7 protein-coding genes, 1 tRNA gene and 2 pseudogenes are annotated in these 15,852 nt (G+C 41.2%); 2 read left to right on the forward strand and 8 right to left on the reverse strand.

Annotation, left to right across the window (positions count from 1 at the left end; all coding sequences use genetic code 11):
* Positions 1 to 105 precede the first annotated feature (105 nt).
* From AXF23_RS13095 to AXF23_RS13105, 3 genes and pseudogenes are all read right to left on the reverse strand, one after another.
* A pseudogene (locus tag AXF23_RS13095) lies at positions 106 to 705 on the reverse strand (cysteine peptidase family C39 domain-containing protein).
* Positions 705 to 2,708 (reverse strand): outer membrane beta-barrel family protein, encoded by a 2,004-nt coding sequence (locus tag AXF23_RS13100; RefSeq protein WP_233251312.1) that lies wholly within the window; start codon positions 2,706 to 2,708, stop codon positions 705 to 707. The pseudogene AXF23_RS13095 and the gene AXF23_RS13100 overlap by 1 nt, the downstream one beginning before the upstream one ends.
* A gap of 591 nt (positions 2,709 to 3,299) precedes the next feature.
* Positions 3,300 to 3,588: pseudogene (locus AXF23_RS13105) on the reverse strand (helix-turn-helix domain-containing protein).
* A 477-nt stretch (positions 3,589 to 4,065) separates the two neighbouring features.
* Between AXF23_RS13105 and AXF23_RS13110 the strand changes: the two are divergent.
* Positions 4,066 to 5,616: an ATP-binding protein gene (locus tag AXF23_RS13110; RefSeq protein ID WP_107625602.1), complete on the forward strand. Its 1,551-nt coding sequence runs from the start codon at positions 4,066 to 4,068 to the stop codon at positions 5,614 to 5,616.
* Positions 5,617 to 5,846: 230 nt separating this feature from the next.
* Positions 5,847 to 7,889 (forward strand): TonB-dependent receptor, encoded by a 2,043-nt coding sequence (locus AXF23_RS13115; RefSeq protein ID WP_107625603.1) that lies wholly within the window; start codon positions 5,847 to 5,849, stop codon positions 7,887 to 7,889.
* A 347-nt stretch (positions 7,890 to 8,236) separates the two neighbouring features.
* On the opposite strand, the gene AXF23_RS13120 is transcribed toward AXF23_RS13115, so the two are convergent.
* The 5 genes from AXF23_RS13120 to AXF23_RS13140 all read right to left on the reverse strand — a co-directional run bounded on the left by AXF23_RS13120 (position 8,237) and on the right by AXF23_RS13140 (position 15,807).
* A complete protein-coding gene (locus AXF23_RS13120) occupies positions 8,237 to 13,177 on the reverse strand; it encodes a DUF4132 domain-containing protein (RefSeq protein WP_107625604.1) in 4,941 nt (1,646 codons plus the stop codon).
* A 142-nt stretch (positions 13,178 to 13,319) separates the two neighbouring features.
* Entirely contained in the window at positions 13,320 to 13,724 is a 405-nt protein-coding gene (locus AXF23_RS13125) for a hypothetical protein (protein ID WP_107625605.1), read from the reverse strand.
* 755 nt (positions 13,725 to 14,479) lie between these two features.
* Positions 14,480 to 14,553 (reverse strand) — tRNA-His (locus AXF23_RS13130).
* An 89-nt stretch (positions 14,554 to 14,642) separates the two neighbouring features.
* A complete protein-coding gene (secG, locus tag AXF23_RS13135; RefSeq protein ID WP_009012029.1) occupies positions 14,643 to 15,026 on the reverse strand; it encodes a preprotein translocase subunit SecG in 384 nt (127 codons plus the stop codon).
* A 10-nt stretch (positions 15,027 to 15,036) separates the two neighbouring features.
* The gene (locus tag AXF23_RS13140) at positions 15,037 to 15,807 is read right to left on the reverse strand and encodes a hypothetical protein (RefSeq protein ID WP_107625606.1); all 771 of its coding nucleotides are present in this window, start codon (positions 15,805 to 15,807) and stop codon (positions 15,037 to 15,039) included.
* Positions 15,808 to 15,852 lie beyond the last annotated feature (45 nt).

A 15,852-nucleotide genomic window follows, 5' to 3' on the forward strand; every position in this document is an offset into this window, starting at 1 on the left:
ATCGCTAAACTTGTCTGCCAACACCTTCGACCCTCTTCCATCAGTAGGGAAATGGGCTTCTTTATAGCCTTTATACGAAGACTTAGAGGAGAGAATACTGACTGATCAATACCGCTGAATAGTTACGATTGATTGTGTAAGGAAAAGCAGAATAAGCTGCAGCAGGCAGCCAGCGAGTAAGCCTAAAACAATTTGACCGAAATACTTGCGATATTGTTCAATGTAACCAAAGAGGAACTTAAACGCTCGTTCTTCTTTAGGTTCTTCGTCCATCTTCTTTTCATAAAACGCAGGAGTAGGTTCTAAGAACATAGCGATACCCTTTTCCTCACCGCCCGATTGTGTGCTTATCCAGTGCTTCTTAAATTCTTCGAGATAGCATTTAACAAGTCCCTTAGCAGGATCAGCAATGTAGAATGTATTTCCCTTCTTGTCCTTGTACAGTACTACAAAATGATTTTGATTCCAGTGGAGGATACAGGGGTAATGAGCCTCCCAAAGTTTATTAATACTGATTCTTCCGCCGATAGTTCGTAATCCAAGTTGTAAAAGCTGTTTCATTAATACCAAGTCATGAGACTCCTTCTGTGGTTGCAAAGCAAATTTTAGAAAGATATTCTATTCTAAAAAATTACATACCATCGCAAGGCATGCAACTCCACACTCCATCGCATCATTTTGCTTAATAAAAGGGAAGTTATTCATTACATTCTTTCTTTTTCTTCTTCATTAGAGTGTATCTTATCATGCTGGATTGCATGTTTTGACCCGGTAGAGAAACTAAATGTTACGCTGACAAAGAATTTTCGGGAAGTGAAATCAAAGTCTGTACGGTGCTCAAAGTCACCGTTCTTGAATATTTGTTGGTTCTTTCCTCTGCTATTCAGCAAGTCTTTTACACCAAAATTGATATTCAACTTGTCTTTCAAACAACTATAATCCCCCTCTATATCTACTCCAATGTAATCTGATTTCTGAATAAGATAAAGTTGTTTATAATGCCTGATATAGTGTAAATTAGCCATTGCAGTAAGTTGCTTGGACAACCTGAAACGATTAAAACTTGACAGGACAAGCCCAAAGTCATTAACACGTTTGGTACTGTTCCGATAGAAATTCTCACTTAGTTCGACATTACTTCTGCTATTCCATAGACCATACGTAAAAGGAAATTCTATGTATAAAGCTAATTTCTTTAATTTGCCATCATTTCTTAATGTGTAGCGTGTTTGTCGTTCGTTCATCTGTTCGTATACCTCATTGATTTTCCTATCAATAAAAAGAGCAGATAACGAGAAAACATATCTTGACTTCAAAACGAATTGTAGTGCTGCATTGTACAGCAATTCGTCTTTCAGATTAGGATTACCTTCCTTATAAGATGTTTCGGACAGATGAAAAACAAATGGATTTACCATCTGATACGACGGACGGTTTATCGATTGCGTATAACTAAGCGACAGGGCATTCCCTTGTCCCATACCTTTTCTCACAAAGAAAGACGGGAAGATATTATTGCCTTTTTGATTGTTATGTAATTGGGTTCTAACTCTTTGTTGGGTATTCCATTCTGTATATTCGTCACGTAGTCCCACTTGAAAATCCCAAGGTCGTGAGGAGTACCTGTACATTCCATATATCGCATATCGTCGCTCAACATAACAGAAATCATCCCATTGGTCAACATCTTCCGATAACATTCCTCCTAAAGTCGTGTTTCCGAGATATAGCTTATTATCATAATGGATACTGGAATTGATATACTTGGTACCAAGAGTAAACTGATGACGGTTGAAGAACTTTGTAAAATCTACCTGTGCACTACAGATGTTGACGTATTCGAATGAAGATTGCGATTTAGATATAATACTATCCCCACCTATACCTTGGGTGTATTTATTCTCATACTCGTACAAATCATATTCTCTTTCTCCTACATAATCTGCAATAAGGTTCAGTTTACTGCCTAGTGTATCTGTTTTCCATTCATAATTTAATGTAACATTATTGGTATTAGGCTTTAATGTATATGGTGCATAACTCCTAATACTTGTTTGATAAGGACTATTGTCGGTAATAGTAGAATGAACCCAACAGGCATTGGCATAATCCTTTGAATAGTTGCCCGACCATTCTACGCCTAAATAATGCTTCGGAGAAATATAAAAGTCAAAGCCTAACTTAGGTCTATAATAAAGACTTTTATCTGTAGATTCAGACATACTATTGATGGTAATGTTTTGTCCATAGTCGCTTTCGGATATCTTACTATGACTTGCCGACTGCCCTAACGCCATATTAGCATAAAGAGCAACGTTCCCCCACGAATAGGTTACCCCTGCAAATTCCGAAAATAGATTCTTGCTTTTCCGTTCGTATTCACTGCCCACATAACCTGATAGTCCGTACTCATGTTTCTTCTGACGGTTAATAACAAGAACAGCCGTGCCTCCTTCTGCATCGTACCCGGCTGTTGCCTGAGGCAGCAACTCCAAATTCTTTATATCATTACCGCGCAAGGATGATAAATAGCTTTTGAGCTGCGCCCCACTTAACCTTATCATTTTTCCATTTTCATATATTTTGATACCATTGCCCATAAAGGTAATACCACCTTCTCCATCATAATTTACACCTGGAATCAAATTCAAAATATTAGAAAGAGAACGTGCCTTTAACAATTTACTATGTTCTACACTAACTATCATTCTGTCAGCTTTATGTTGAACAAATGGTCTTTCTGCTAATGCTGTTACTTCAGAAAGATTTATTGTATCTGATATTGAGGTATGTTTGTTCTGTGCAAAGGCCGTTAGTGTACATTGCAAAAAACAAAAAGAAAGAATGTATAAATACTTTTTCATAGGGACTTTGGACAATTTACGTCAGAATAATTCCAATTTTTGTACCATCTTCTTACAATATCTATATAACATATATAAGAATATCTAATGGTTGTTTATGCGAATATAGTCTTTTATTCTTTAGAGTGCAAGAATCTTACCTGAAATATCAATGGGAATCGAAAATTTAACAATTAAACCGGCATAAAATGCAGACAAATTGACCTTTGGGCATATTCATAGTTGTTCGTTTTGACATGTATGTGTCCGTATGTTCCATCTATAGAATTTTTCTCATGATTTCTTGAGAGGTTGGTGTTTATCTGCAAATTTTCGTATAGTTTTCTACGTTTCATGCATGGCAAACGGCAAAAACATGAAAAAACATCCGTCACGTATTTCTCATAAAACACATGATGGATGCAATTCCTATATGATAAAAGAGTTTTCTCCTGTCTATGCGCTATAATTCTCTTCCAGCAGCCTCTCCAAATCTAAAGCCTTATAGAGTATCTTTCCTGCGAACTGTGCATAGGGAATAATCCTCTTGTCCCGATAGCTCTGCAGGGGGCTGGGCTGATATACAGCCTTTCGCATACTTCTTTACTTGTGAGGAAGTGCTCACCGCCAAAGAGCGGCTTGTGTGTCTGTGTACTTCCTTAATTCTCTTGCTTATTCCGCTGATAGCGGACAACACCACCTGCATATTGTCAGCCTCCATGTTTAAGTCTCTTACCTGTTCCATAATCTTCCTACTTTGGTTCATCTTTGTAAGTCAAACACAGAACCTATTATTCGTGTTTACAGCGAGGCTAACACCATGGAGGCTGCTGACGCATTAGGCAAAAAGCTGATGCAGGTAGTTTACGATATGCAGTAAAATAACCTTATCATATAAAAGAAAAGGATGCTTTTGAGGTTTCTTTAAAGCATCCTTTTTTCATTGATAGCCGTTTTATGTAATATTTCATCACCGCCTTTATCTGTCTTTCTGTTGACTCATAAGATGTAGGAGAATTTTGTTTTAGCCTCTGTATATGCCCTTTTAATTCTGTGTTAAGGTGCAACATGAAATGCGTTTACTATCAGTAGGCACCGTGCGAAGCTATAGCATGAAAAGAAAAAGTATAGATTTGCAATTGGAAGAGGGACTTATAGTCATTTATTTGGAATATTATATGTATCTTTGCGGTATCATCCATTAAAAGAGAAGGAGACGATTATGAAATATCCTATCGGTATACAGAGTTTTGAAAGTTTAAGAAAAGAAAACTATGTGTATGTTGACAAGACGGAGATGGTATATGAGTTGGCTGAAAGAGGAAAGTATTACTTTCTTAGCCGCCCGCGTCGTTTTGGCAAGAGTCTGCTCGTTTCCACGATTGAAGCCTATTTCTCAGGACGGAAGGATTTGTTTAAAGGCTTGGCAATAGATGAACTGGAAAAAGATTGGGAATGTCATCCTATCTTACATCTTGACCTAAATACAGAACGTTATAATACAGTTGACTCCTTGACTGACAAGTTGGAAGCCAACCTTAATGACTGGGAGCAGTTGTATGGTAAGAACCCAGTTGCAAAGTCTTTTGCTACTCGTTTTGAGTATGTCATTCGATATGCTTATGAAAAGACAGGCCACCCTGTGGTAATTCTTGTTGATGAGTATGATAAGCCAATGTTGCAAGCTATTGGTAATGAAGAGCTGCAAAATGAATATCGTGGGATTTTAAAAGGATTTTATGGTGCCCTGAAGTCGCAGGATCGTTATATACGTTTTGCTCTACTCACGGGTGTTACGAAGTTCGGAAAAGTGAGTGTATTTAGTGATTTGAATAATCTACAGGACCTCTCAATGGATGCGAGATACCAAGCATTATGTGGTATGACAGAGGACGAGGTTGTACGTTGTTTTGGCGAGCCTATCCGTGCATTGGCTATCAAGAACAAACTGAGTGAAGAAGAAACGCTTGCCAGATTGAAGAAACGTTATGATGGTTATCATTTTGTTGAGAATGGTATCGGTATCTATAATCCATTCAGTCTGTTAAATACTTTTGAACGATTACAGTTTGGTAGTTACTGGTTTGAGACAGGAACACCATCTTATCTTGTTGAACTGTTGAAGCGTGATGACTATGTTCTGCCACATCTGACAGAAGAAGTTTCCACGGCTGACGTTTTAAATAGTATTGATGTCGTTTCTAATAATCCAATTTCTGTGCTCTATCAGAGTGGCTATCTTACAATCAAGGATTACAATGCTGAATTCGGGGAATATAGATTGGGCTTTCCTAATGAGGAGGTGGAAGAAGGGTTCCTACGCTATCTTCTTCCTTATTATACTGGTTTGCACGATGTGACAACTCCCTTCTCCATGAGCCAGTTCATTGGTGATCTCCGATCTGGTCGTCCAGAACAGTTTATGCAACGAATAGCATCCCTCTTCTCAGATACAGACTATAAGATTGTTGGTAATTCTGAACTCTATTTTCAGAATGCTTTTTATCTTGTCGCTAAGATGATGGGCTTCTACACAAAGGTGGAACGGACGACGAGTAATGGTCGGATGGACCTAACGATAGAAACTAAGGATTATGTTTATATTGTGGAGTTTAAATTAGATGGTTCGGCTGATGTAGCCTTGCAACAGATTAATGAAAAGGGCTATGATAAACCATTCTTGATGGATGAACGCCACCTCTATAAGATTGGTGTGAATTTCTCTTTGGAGAAACGTTGTATTGATGCGTGGAGGATAGAACCTGCTCCGTAAGTGGGAGTTTACAATAAACAGTAGACAATTATTCTGCACCTCACGTCTATATGTCATCATTCTCAGTCTATTGTAGAATATAATTAGAGCAAAAAATATTACTTCTCAATATCATTTGTCACCTTTTCACTTGTTTTTTTCCTATTTATTTTCTTACTTTGTAGCGATAGTTATAAAGCTTAAAGTATAATGTTATATATGCTTGTATATGACTGAAAGATAGCAGTAAGATGGATAGAAGGAAGATAATTTGTGTGGTCTTTGGTATGATGACACTTCCTGCTGTAGCACAGACTGATTCTGTATCAAAGAGTATTCAGCTGAAGGAGGTGGTTGTTGCAGGTGATATGGCGAAACGAGAGGTGGACCATATCGACTGTATTCCTACTCCGAAACAGCGGAAGCATGCCCATTCTGGATTTGAGCTTATAAGGAATATGATGTTGGCTGGTGTCAATGTGGATATTGAGAATGGTGTTATAACAACGCCAGCAGGTACGGCAACGCTGTATGTTAACGGCAGGAAGGCTTCTGTGAGAGAGATAACTTCGTTACGTCCAAAGGATATTCTGCGTGTAGAATACTATGATATGCCTACGGGAAAGTATGCAAACGACAAGGCTGTGATAAACTATATTGTTAAGACTTATACTTCGGGTGGTTATACGCAAGTGGATGCTTTGCAAGGAGTAGGTTATCTGAAGGGTGGTTACAACCTTACCTCAAAGTATAGTCTTGGGCATTATAATGTTAATCTATGGGCAGGTAGCAGTGTACAGAACCCTAAGGTTTACGGTGAAACTACGACAGATTATCTGCTGGATAACCCTATTCACAAACAAGAAGCAGCGTATGATACTGATGTGAAGAGTATCGGTCGTTACGTTAATGCCAGTCTTAGTCGGAGGACGGAGCGTACAACGTGGATGATTAGAAGCGGTGTTGAAGTCAGTACAAGGCGTGATGATATATTGAATGGTAGTTTGATATATACGGGTTATACCGTTCCTTTGTCGTTTACAAATAATGTTCTTGAGCATGATAAGACTGTAAAACCCACTCTTTCCCTATACTTTAATCGTATTTTCAAGGGTGGAAAGAGTCTTGAATGTTCGTTGGATGGTTATTATGCACGTAATACTTATAAGCGTAAAAGCCTTGAAGACAGAGCTTTCTTGAGTGACGTGAAAGAAGATTATACGTATCTAAACCTAAATTCAAGCTATGTGATGCCCCTTCCCAAGGGACATAATCTAACGTTTAGTCTGATTGAATTCTTGAAGATAAGTCAAGATGAGTATAGAGGTAGTTCTCCGAGTCTGCAGCATCTGAGGTCTTCTGAATCCTTGTTTTTTGTTGATTATGCGAAGCGGTGGGGGAGAAAAGTAATGTTGGTGGCTCGTCCTGGTGTGTCTTACCTTGCTTACAAGTTGCGTGGAGAGCAGGAGGTGACACATCTGGCACCACGTTTTTACTCAATGTTTTCGTGGAGTCCAAATCAGCATCAGGCTGTACAACTGTTCTTTGCCTTAGGGAATACGTTCCCAACACTGAACACCGTGAATGCTGCAGAGCAACAGGTAGATCGTGTCTTGGTACGTCGTGGTAACCCAACGATGGCCAACTCCACGCTGCTTGGTCCTGCTTTGACTTATTCACTCAACTTTAAGAAGTGGTCGGCTCTGTTGTCTGCCAACTATGAATATATGAGTAATGCTATTGCCGATGTTTTTCTAAAAGATAATAACAGACTGATAAATACCTATTCGAGTGACACACGCTATCATCAATACCAGCTGTTACTTTCTGCTACATGGAAACCTATGAGTGATTTCAATGTGAAATGGGAGGGTGGATATGATTATTACCGTGTAAGCGGAGCTGCCGACGAACGTTTAGGATGCTGTTATGCACGTATGGAAGCCAGTTATTACTTGGGCGATTTCTCGCTCTCAGCTTCTGCACAGACGGCTCGCAAGGATTTGATGGGTTGTCAGGAACGTGTACACCTTCCATTCCTCTATGATTTGTCAGCAGAGTGGAGTCACGAGAACCTGTCAGTAGTCGTTACTGCACGAAATCTCTTTATACAAGGAAATGAGCGTACACGAAGTTTATTAGCCTCTAACTACCAGTGTTATAGACGTGATGTTAGCGAGCGGGATAATTCTTTTGCTTCTGTAAAAGTAGCCTATTCTCTTGATTATGGTAAGAAGGTTAACCATTCCCCTAAGTATGAGTCGAAGGCTGCGGAGAGTTCTATCTTGAGGTGAAAAGTGGGTTTTACGTAGCTTGAATGTCTGTCGCTCCACTGTTCAGAGAAACTAATAAGACTATGAAAAATCATTACATAGTGTCGAGCAAAATATCTTTAATGACGGAGTATAATCTCCCTTAAAAGTAAGCCTGTAACATGCAATAAATCAGTAGATTACAAACAGTGTTGAACAAGACGCCCTTCTTGCTCCAAGAAGGGCGTCTTCTTAACCCTTGAAGGGCATGTTCTTGAACGTAGAAGGGCCTCTTTTAGGCTCATCCTCGGCCCCTTCTCAAATTGAGAGGAGAGGGATGATTAAAATATCCTTACAATCTTCAGCGTCATTCGGAAGAGTTGTCAATGTTATTCCCGTTTAATCCACTTCAGAATTGTTGGGTCTTTCAACTTGTTGTCTTCTGCAAGTAGTACCATCTTGGAAACAATCTCCACGGTCTTTGGGTCTTCATCCATAAAGGGGAGATAGAGTCTCCCACGGTGCTGACCATGTACGGGAATGATAGGAATCTCTACGCCACCAACCTGTCGCACATTGCCCGAACCGAGGTGGATAGTATAGTCAGCAAGTGTGCCTTTGACGTGGATGAAGTTGTCAGAAACCGTTACATTGTTGAATTTCATCAGCTCGGCAGTACACTTGACAATAGCTGCGCGGAGTTCTTTCGTTGAGTTTCCTGTCTCTGGGTCGACGCCACCAACAAAGGCTATACTGACTGTCATATCCACATCACGCATCACCTCGCTATAGAGAATAGGGTCGATATCAGCAATTTTCAGTTGCTTGTCAGAACGTGTAGATGAGAAGCTTACATACTCAATGGCTGGGGCCTCCACATCGGCAGGAGTGAACCAGTTGGCTTTTGCATAGAGTTCAACCGAGATACCTTGGCGATAGAACACCTTGCGAAGGCCTCCTTCGTAGTCAGCACTCCATCCACGGCTACGCAATGCGGCTGCGGCTTGCTTCACTTGAATCTGGTATCCGCTGTAACGGAGCGACTCACTCTGTTCTGATTCGGCAGGTGTAGGGATGTAGATCTCACGGAATATCTGTTTGAAAGGTTGTACTATCTTCTTGTTGAAGACGGTGTGTTGCCAGGCTGACCATGTACCGTCGGCATAGAGCTGTTGTGCGTGGGCAATGGTGATAGGCTCGTTAGCTTTCACTTGACGTACACCATCGAGGGTCTCCAAACCTTTGTCAGTAAGGAAGCCTGTGGTTGTCCCTTGTCGAAGAAGCAGTAGTCGGAACATCGGACTGACAATAGGATTTTGTGCAATCACCTCCACATCCTGTGGACGTAATGGTGTCTGCCGTATCATCATGTCCTCCAGCATTGTGCGAGCACGCTTTCTCTGTTTCGTCCATTCCCTGCCCATATCGGCAATACTGAGGTAGTCGGGATGCTTCTTAATCTTTGTTGGTACTGTTTTCAATACCTTCTCGCCTTGTTGGATGATGAGTTTATTGGTGCCATCCTCGGCCAACTGCAGTCTCAGTGTGTATCCTTCCACATTGATTCCCTGCAAGTAAGCAGCATTATCAGTCACCTGCTGACTCTCCATACGCCATGTTAGCTGCATTGGGTCAGCATAGCCTGCACCACGTGAGAGGTTCAGTAGGGCAATCTCACATACCCGTTTCTCTGACGCCTGACGCTGTGCACCATACTGCTTCGACTCTTTCAGAAAGGCTTGTATAAGCTGGTAGCGGAGTTGCAATGCTTTGTCACTCTTGTCTGGGAGTAGTCCCAATGAACAAACTGCATCCTTGTTGCGCTTGGAATGTATCTGTTCTGTGATGGTTTCTTCGTCTATCTTGCCGAGAGCCGTGTCTGCAAAGCGACGTGCGCGACTGTGATAGTTACTGCTTCCGATGTATCGTGCTGCCTTGTAGAACAGTTCGAAACGCTTTTCTCCAACCACGGTGTAAGCCTCGTGGAAGAGTTTTTCGTCAAAGGCACCATCGGCAAGATCGGCTGGATCAAGGTCAGTGAAGAGTGCCGTAGCTGCCCGCTTCTCGTCTGCACCCATCTCCTTTGTATGCGCAATGAAATAGTAGTAGGCAAGGTCGAAGCCCTCCCAGTTAAGATGTGCTTTGATAAGTGGGACCCATTGCGGTGCAAAATAGGCTAATTCTAAGAGTCTGTCGTCCTTGATAGGTTTAAGTATTTCGGGCTTATCAGTGGTGAGCGGGAAGGTAAGTTCGATGATATCGGTCAGTACCACACGCTTCTCTGTGCCATAGCTGCTTGCCATCAGGTGATCTTTGCCCAATGCCTTCATTGCTGTAACCATGTATTCAGCACCCTGCAGCACCATTGCGTTCCCCGCACGGGTGATGATGTAGGAGGCTGTCGTTGGTGCATTAAGGCGCGTCATCTCAATCTTAAAGAGGTGTTGAGCTATCTTGTTGATGACTCTCTGCAAATTCTCGTAAGTCTCTTTGCCGTATCGAGCATCAAATATCTTCTCGTCCTCATATTGTAAAGAGAGTCGGTGACCTCGTGTGTTATAGATGTACTTCCCTGCTTCCTGTAGCTGTTTGCCTTCGTCCTGCAGCAGTAGTTCCATAAAGGCGTCGTCGGATAGATGTCCTTGAAGGTTGTAACGGGATAGTAAGAGTGCATCTATGCTATAGTCAGAGTAATATGTTGATTTGTCAGTTCGGGCCAATGGTGCATACTTCTCATACATCGCCAATGTCATCTCAGCAAAGAGCTTGAACTCTTCTTCGGTTCTCCAACTACTTTCGGCATACCTCATCGCAATTGAGAAGAAATGGCTGTTGAATATATATCCCTCTTTCTTTGAATCGTAAGAAGAAATTCTTATATACTTGTTAGTCGGACAATAGAAGTATATCAGCGCAAGTGTCACGTAGGCTTGACGGAATAGTAGGGACGGATTTCTCCTGTTTAAGTCGGCAAGTAAGGTCGCTATGATAAGTTTGAAATGGTAGTCATACTTCCAGCTTTCAACGTTCTTTAGACCCTTGAAGGGATAGTTGTCTGCGTTAAGGTCTACGATTTCTGTATGATAGTTGTCTTCAAACACAATAAGCATCAGATAGATACCTAATAAATCTTCGTCTTTGAGAGGATGGGCGGCCAGAAAACCTTTCCATAGTTCGGGGTAGGGAAGGGTGTCAAGGGTTTGTTCATCAGACGTAAAAGAGAGATAGCTATCTCCAAGTATTTGTGTACCTCCCCAGCGACTCTTATACTCCTTGTCGGCATTCTCTACTATAATCTTTTCCAGTTCGGTGTAGAGCTTGCGTAGTTCGTCAATGGTATAGGTAAAGACAGAGCTTGCATCTGCATGGCTCTTACCGGTAATCTTATTGAATACCTTACCAAGGAACGACTGCGAATCGTTCTTTGTCTGGAAAGGATCGGATAGCTTAATGGTTGGTATCTCCCCCGTCTTGTACAGACCGTAACCACCTTCAGGGCCAGGATAGGACGTTGGTGTGACAGTGCTTGTCTCTTCACTTGTAGGAGCAAAGTCCTTTGCAAGCTGTTTGTTGCCCTCCCTAAGTTCGGTCAAAGCGGCTGGGATATAGTCTCCATTAGTAGTCTGCAAGCGTTCGTAAGATGCTTTCAGCAGCGAGTAAGGTAAGGTGAGAAGGATGCGCACAGCCTTATTACGTGTGTCAGAGACCTTGGATTTCAGTTTCTTCTCTATCTCCTTGATATCCGTGGTGGTAAAGTCTTCCTTGGGGAAGAAGGTCAAGAGAAATTCAAAACCCTCCTTCTCGTAGCTAAAGATATTCTTTGTAAGGTACTGACGACGTGCTTCAGGACTGCCTAAGGGGTAATAGTCCTGCATAAAAGCACGTAGTGGCTCTTTGCGTTCATCGTCTTGCCCATATCTATAATATCTGGTAAAGGATACACTCCAGTTAGGAATCTTCTCAAGAAGGATGTGGTCAATGGTCTCTTGCGTCTTCAGTTGGCAAGCAAACACCCACAGAGCATTGATGAAGGTCTCGCGTGTAAGACGGATTCTGAACCATTCAAAGCCTTTGAAGGTGAAGTCTGTATTATTCTTAACATCCTTCTCCCATTTCGCAATCTCATCAAAAAGCTGTTGAAAAAGTCCACGTTGTTTTCCCGAGACACGGCCAACCTTCCCATATTCATACTTTTCCTCCCTGGCTGTACAACTTAATTGTTGTATGAAGAAAGCCTTTGTGAAAGGATCATCCAGATGCTTCGCAAAGAACTCGAGGTGGTCTGTAACTTTGAAATGACTTGAACGGTCAAGATAGTAGATGGCTGCAATACGATTTTGGAGTGGGGCATCATTGTTGATTAACTGTATAGCATCATGTTGTGCAACATTGAAGTCTTCAGCGCCAGCGGTATATAAAGCAACGTAAACGAGTAGTGCATTCGGCCCCATATAGGCTTTTGCTCGTTCCTCAGGGTGGCCCAGGAACAGGCAAATACCTTCAAAGATGGTCTTTATATCTTTGTCGGTAACAGTCTCGTAGCCTATTCCTACCCACGTCTGCACAGACCGTCTAACGGAGCTATAACGTAGGAGTCCTTCTTCAGCAATGACTTTTAGCATCCGTTTATAGAATGTCAGACTATATTCATTACCACATTCTACGATACTCTGGCGTAGACCTTCTTGTAGTTTTGCTGCCCTCAACACGTTGAGCAGGAGCATGTGCAACTCCTCATTGTTATTAGACTCTATGGCTGTGATGAGGCTTTTTGTGAGGATTCCGACGTTGTTCTCACTGGTCAACACCTCTTTTGTAGCTTCGATAGTTTCTGGCTTACCTTGTTGGATGGCAGCAGTAAGAACCGGAGTGAATGAGAAGAAATAGTTTGTAACATCTGGGTACTGTCCACGGATGAGCTCGTCAATAGTGAGGCCATAGGCAGCTGTGGCAAAGAAAGTTCGCATTATGTCTGATATGTCAGATGCTATCTCCATTAAGTCGAGGTCGCCTCTTACGTCTATGCGATAGATTCCTTTCGTATGGGAGAGGTCTTTGAGCTGTCTCAGATGCGTTTCTAAGAGTTCGGAAAAGTCTTTGGGAAGAATGTGAGGGAGGTTTGCTCCTGAGGAAAGGAGTTCTTCTATCGTTTGAAAAGAGAAATTTTCCTCAGTGATTGGATTATAGAAAATATTCAGATAGTTGCCGAATTGATAGTTATCCTCCCTGCAGCGTTTTACAAGTTTCTCCTCCCATATATTGCATTTAGATAGGTTGATGTTTTCAATATATTGTTTACAGTGTTCCTGTAGTTCTTGCTTTGTTTTCATATCTTATTCTTTTTAGTAGGTTCTTAGATGATAAATCCTTTATTGTCAATGCGATATTGCTGACCGAAAGGGTTTGTGAAATGATGGTGAATGGCAGAAACTAAGCGTTTGCCCTTGTAGGCAGAACTTCTAAGGGGATGTCTTAGAAATAAAGTCCTGTGAGCATGGTGAGTCTGATAATGACGATTTCTGCTCCTTGACAGAGCTTGATGGGAGCGTCCCATGTTGTTATTTCTTCACCATTGATGAATACTCTAAAGAGTCTATCGTCGTATGCCTGTCTCGTTCGTTGGATAGCCTTTTCAAGTGTGTCATGGTTTTCACCATAGTTCTCAGCAAAGCGGATACGTCCTTCTTCTGCCTGTTCGGCTATCTCACTGTCGGATAAAGCATGGTTCTCTTTCGGAGTCTGGGCTTCTGTCAGACCTTGTCGGGTCAAGGTGTAGAGTAGGGCTTCGAGCGTATTGACGGTTTCATCAATCTCTATAGGGTGCCTGCCTAATTCCTTTCTACTCCCCAATTTCTTTTTTACAATGTGTACTTCCATTTTGTTTAGGTGTTTCTTTCCCTTTGCAAATATAGGAAATAATTAGTAAACAAATGAATATTATCCCATTTCTTTGTATTCAGTGGGAGTAAGAAGGTGATAATAGAGTATGGGCTCGAGCGTTGGAAAGTGGGTTTAAGGTTCTCGGTAGTTGTAAGAAAGAGGATTGGTTATATTTAGAAATGATATGTAGACATCTATTAATAAGAAATGCTATGAGAGTATTTCGTGGAAAAGTAGTCTTTTAGAGGTTTAGTGTATGACATTTAATATGAGATTTAGTCTGCTTTACCAGTTGTCTTCAATCAATGTGTTCTTCTCCCTTTTTTGCTTTTGAGGTAGTGCCGTTGTTTCGGAGTAAGACTGGGGAGGAGTCTACTTATTCGTTTCAAGGTGGTTTTAAATTTGCTGTCATTCCTGTCATGCGGAGTCGTCATCTAACTAATTAGTTATCAGCATGGTTACATAAAATGTTAAAAATGACAGCAAACTAAAATAAAAAATATTCTTGTAATATGTGTAATAGTTTCTCTTGTTAGCAAGCCTTTATGACGTCAAATACCGAACAAGCTATATTCCCTAAGTGTTTTATAGTTTTATCTATGAGGAGGTAGTTATGAAAGAGAGATTTATTGTTTTATCTAAGTCGGTTATTAAACTACAAAATCACTAATTTTAGTTTTAGTACTGTTGCTTATCACGTATATAAAAGAAAAAGCGGAAATCTATTAAAGACTTCCGCTTAATTTAAGAAGGGTGGGTGGTGGGATTCGAACCCACGACATTCAGAACCACAATCTGACGCTCTAACCAACTGAACTACATCCACCATGTTGGCTATTTCTTCTTAGCGAGTGCAAAGGTACGGGTTTTATTTGGACTGACCAAATATTTCCCGTACTTTTTTGTTATTTCTTTTTATTTAGCTGGAGATGCTGGTGCCTGAGCTGGTGCAGCAGGAGCTTGAGCAGCTGGTGCGGCCTGTTTCTGCTGGCTTGCGCCGAAATTAGGCAGGTTATTAGGATTAGTTGTGTTGTCCTGTGTTGCAGCTTTCTCTATTACGCTCTCATCAGTGCTTGCTCTTGGAGCCACGTATGCACTGGCAACACTGATAACTACCATAGCAATAGCTAAACCCCATGTAGTCTTCTCAACGAAATCAGTAGTCTTGCGAACGCCCATGATGGCATTAGAAGATGAGAAGTTTGAAGAAAGACCACCGCCCTTTGACTCTTGAATCAGTACGACACCAATCATCAAAAGTGCTGCAATCACGATAAGGATTACTAATAACGTGTACATTTTTCTTGTCTTATTTTTTATTGTTATTTATTATCAATTTCTCTAAAAACCGTATTTGGTCTGCAAAGTAACGATTTTTTTTCGGATATACCAAATTTAATCGCTTAATAATTTCCAATGCTTTGGAATATCGACCTTGTTTTATATATATTCTTGCTAAGGTCTCGGTGAAGTAGCCTGTATCTTCGTTTTCGGCTGCTTCGTTATGATTGTTTTCTTCTGGTTCGTATTCTGTTTCCTCTTGTAAGGTTATCTTACCTCCTTCGTTGAAGATGAAGTCGTCGATTAGTTCTTGTCCTCTAAGCTGCGGGGTGACCTCTTCTTTCTGTTTACTCTCACTTTCCAGTAAATAGGCAACGTAGTCTACTGTTGCATCGGCAGGTGTTGGTTTACGTACACCAGCTGTTTCTTGTTCTCTTTCGGCCTCCTCTGGGATTTGTTCCAGGAAATTGTCTATCAGTGAGGTCGTACGATCCTGTTCCTCTTTGGCTGTCTGTGTAGCAGTAGAAGCTTCTGTTTGCTTTTTTACTTGTTTCTGTTGTGGAATCAACCGATAGTGAGCTTCTTCTACAAGCTTAAATAGTATGTGACGATCAGAGATATAAACAGCAGCACGTCTCAACTCGTCATCGAAGGTCGGGTCGTGGAGTAGGAAGAGATTCTGTAGTAGTAGGATACGTGCTGGTTGGTAATAAGGATAAAGCGCAAGCAGACTTCGGAGATCATATAAGGTCTCCTTGTTCAGATTTTCTGGGTGATTAATCAGATTGGCTATATCCATGTGTTGAAGCGTTTATGAGGGGGAATGGTAAGAATGATAATGCAA

Origin of the sequence: Prevotella sp. oral taxon 313 (genome assembly GCF_003043935.1) — a bacterium.
Taxonomy (GTDB): domain Bacteria; phylum Bacteroidota; class Bacteroidia; order Bacteroidales; family Bacteroidaceae; genus Prevotella; species Prevotella jejuni.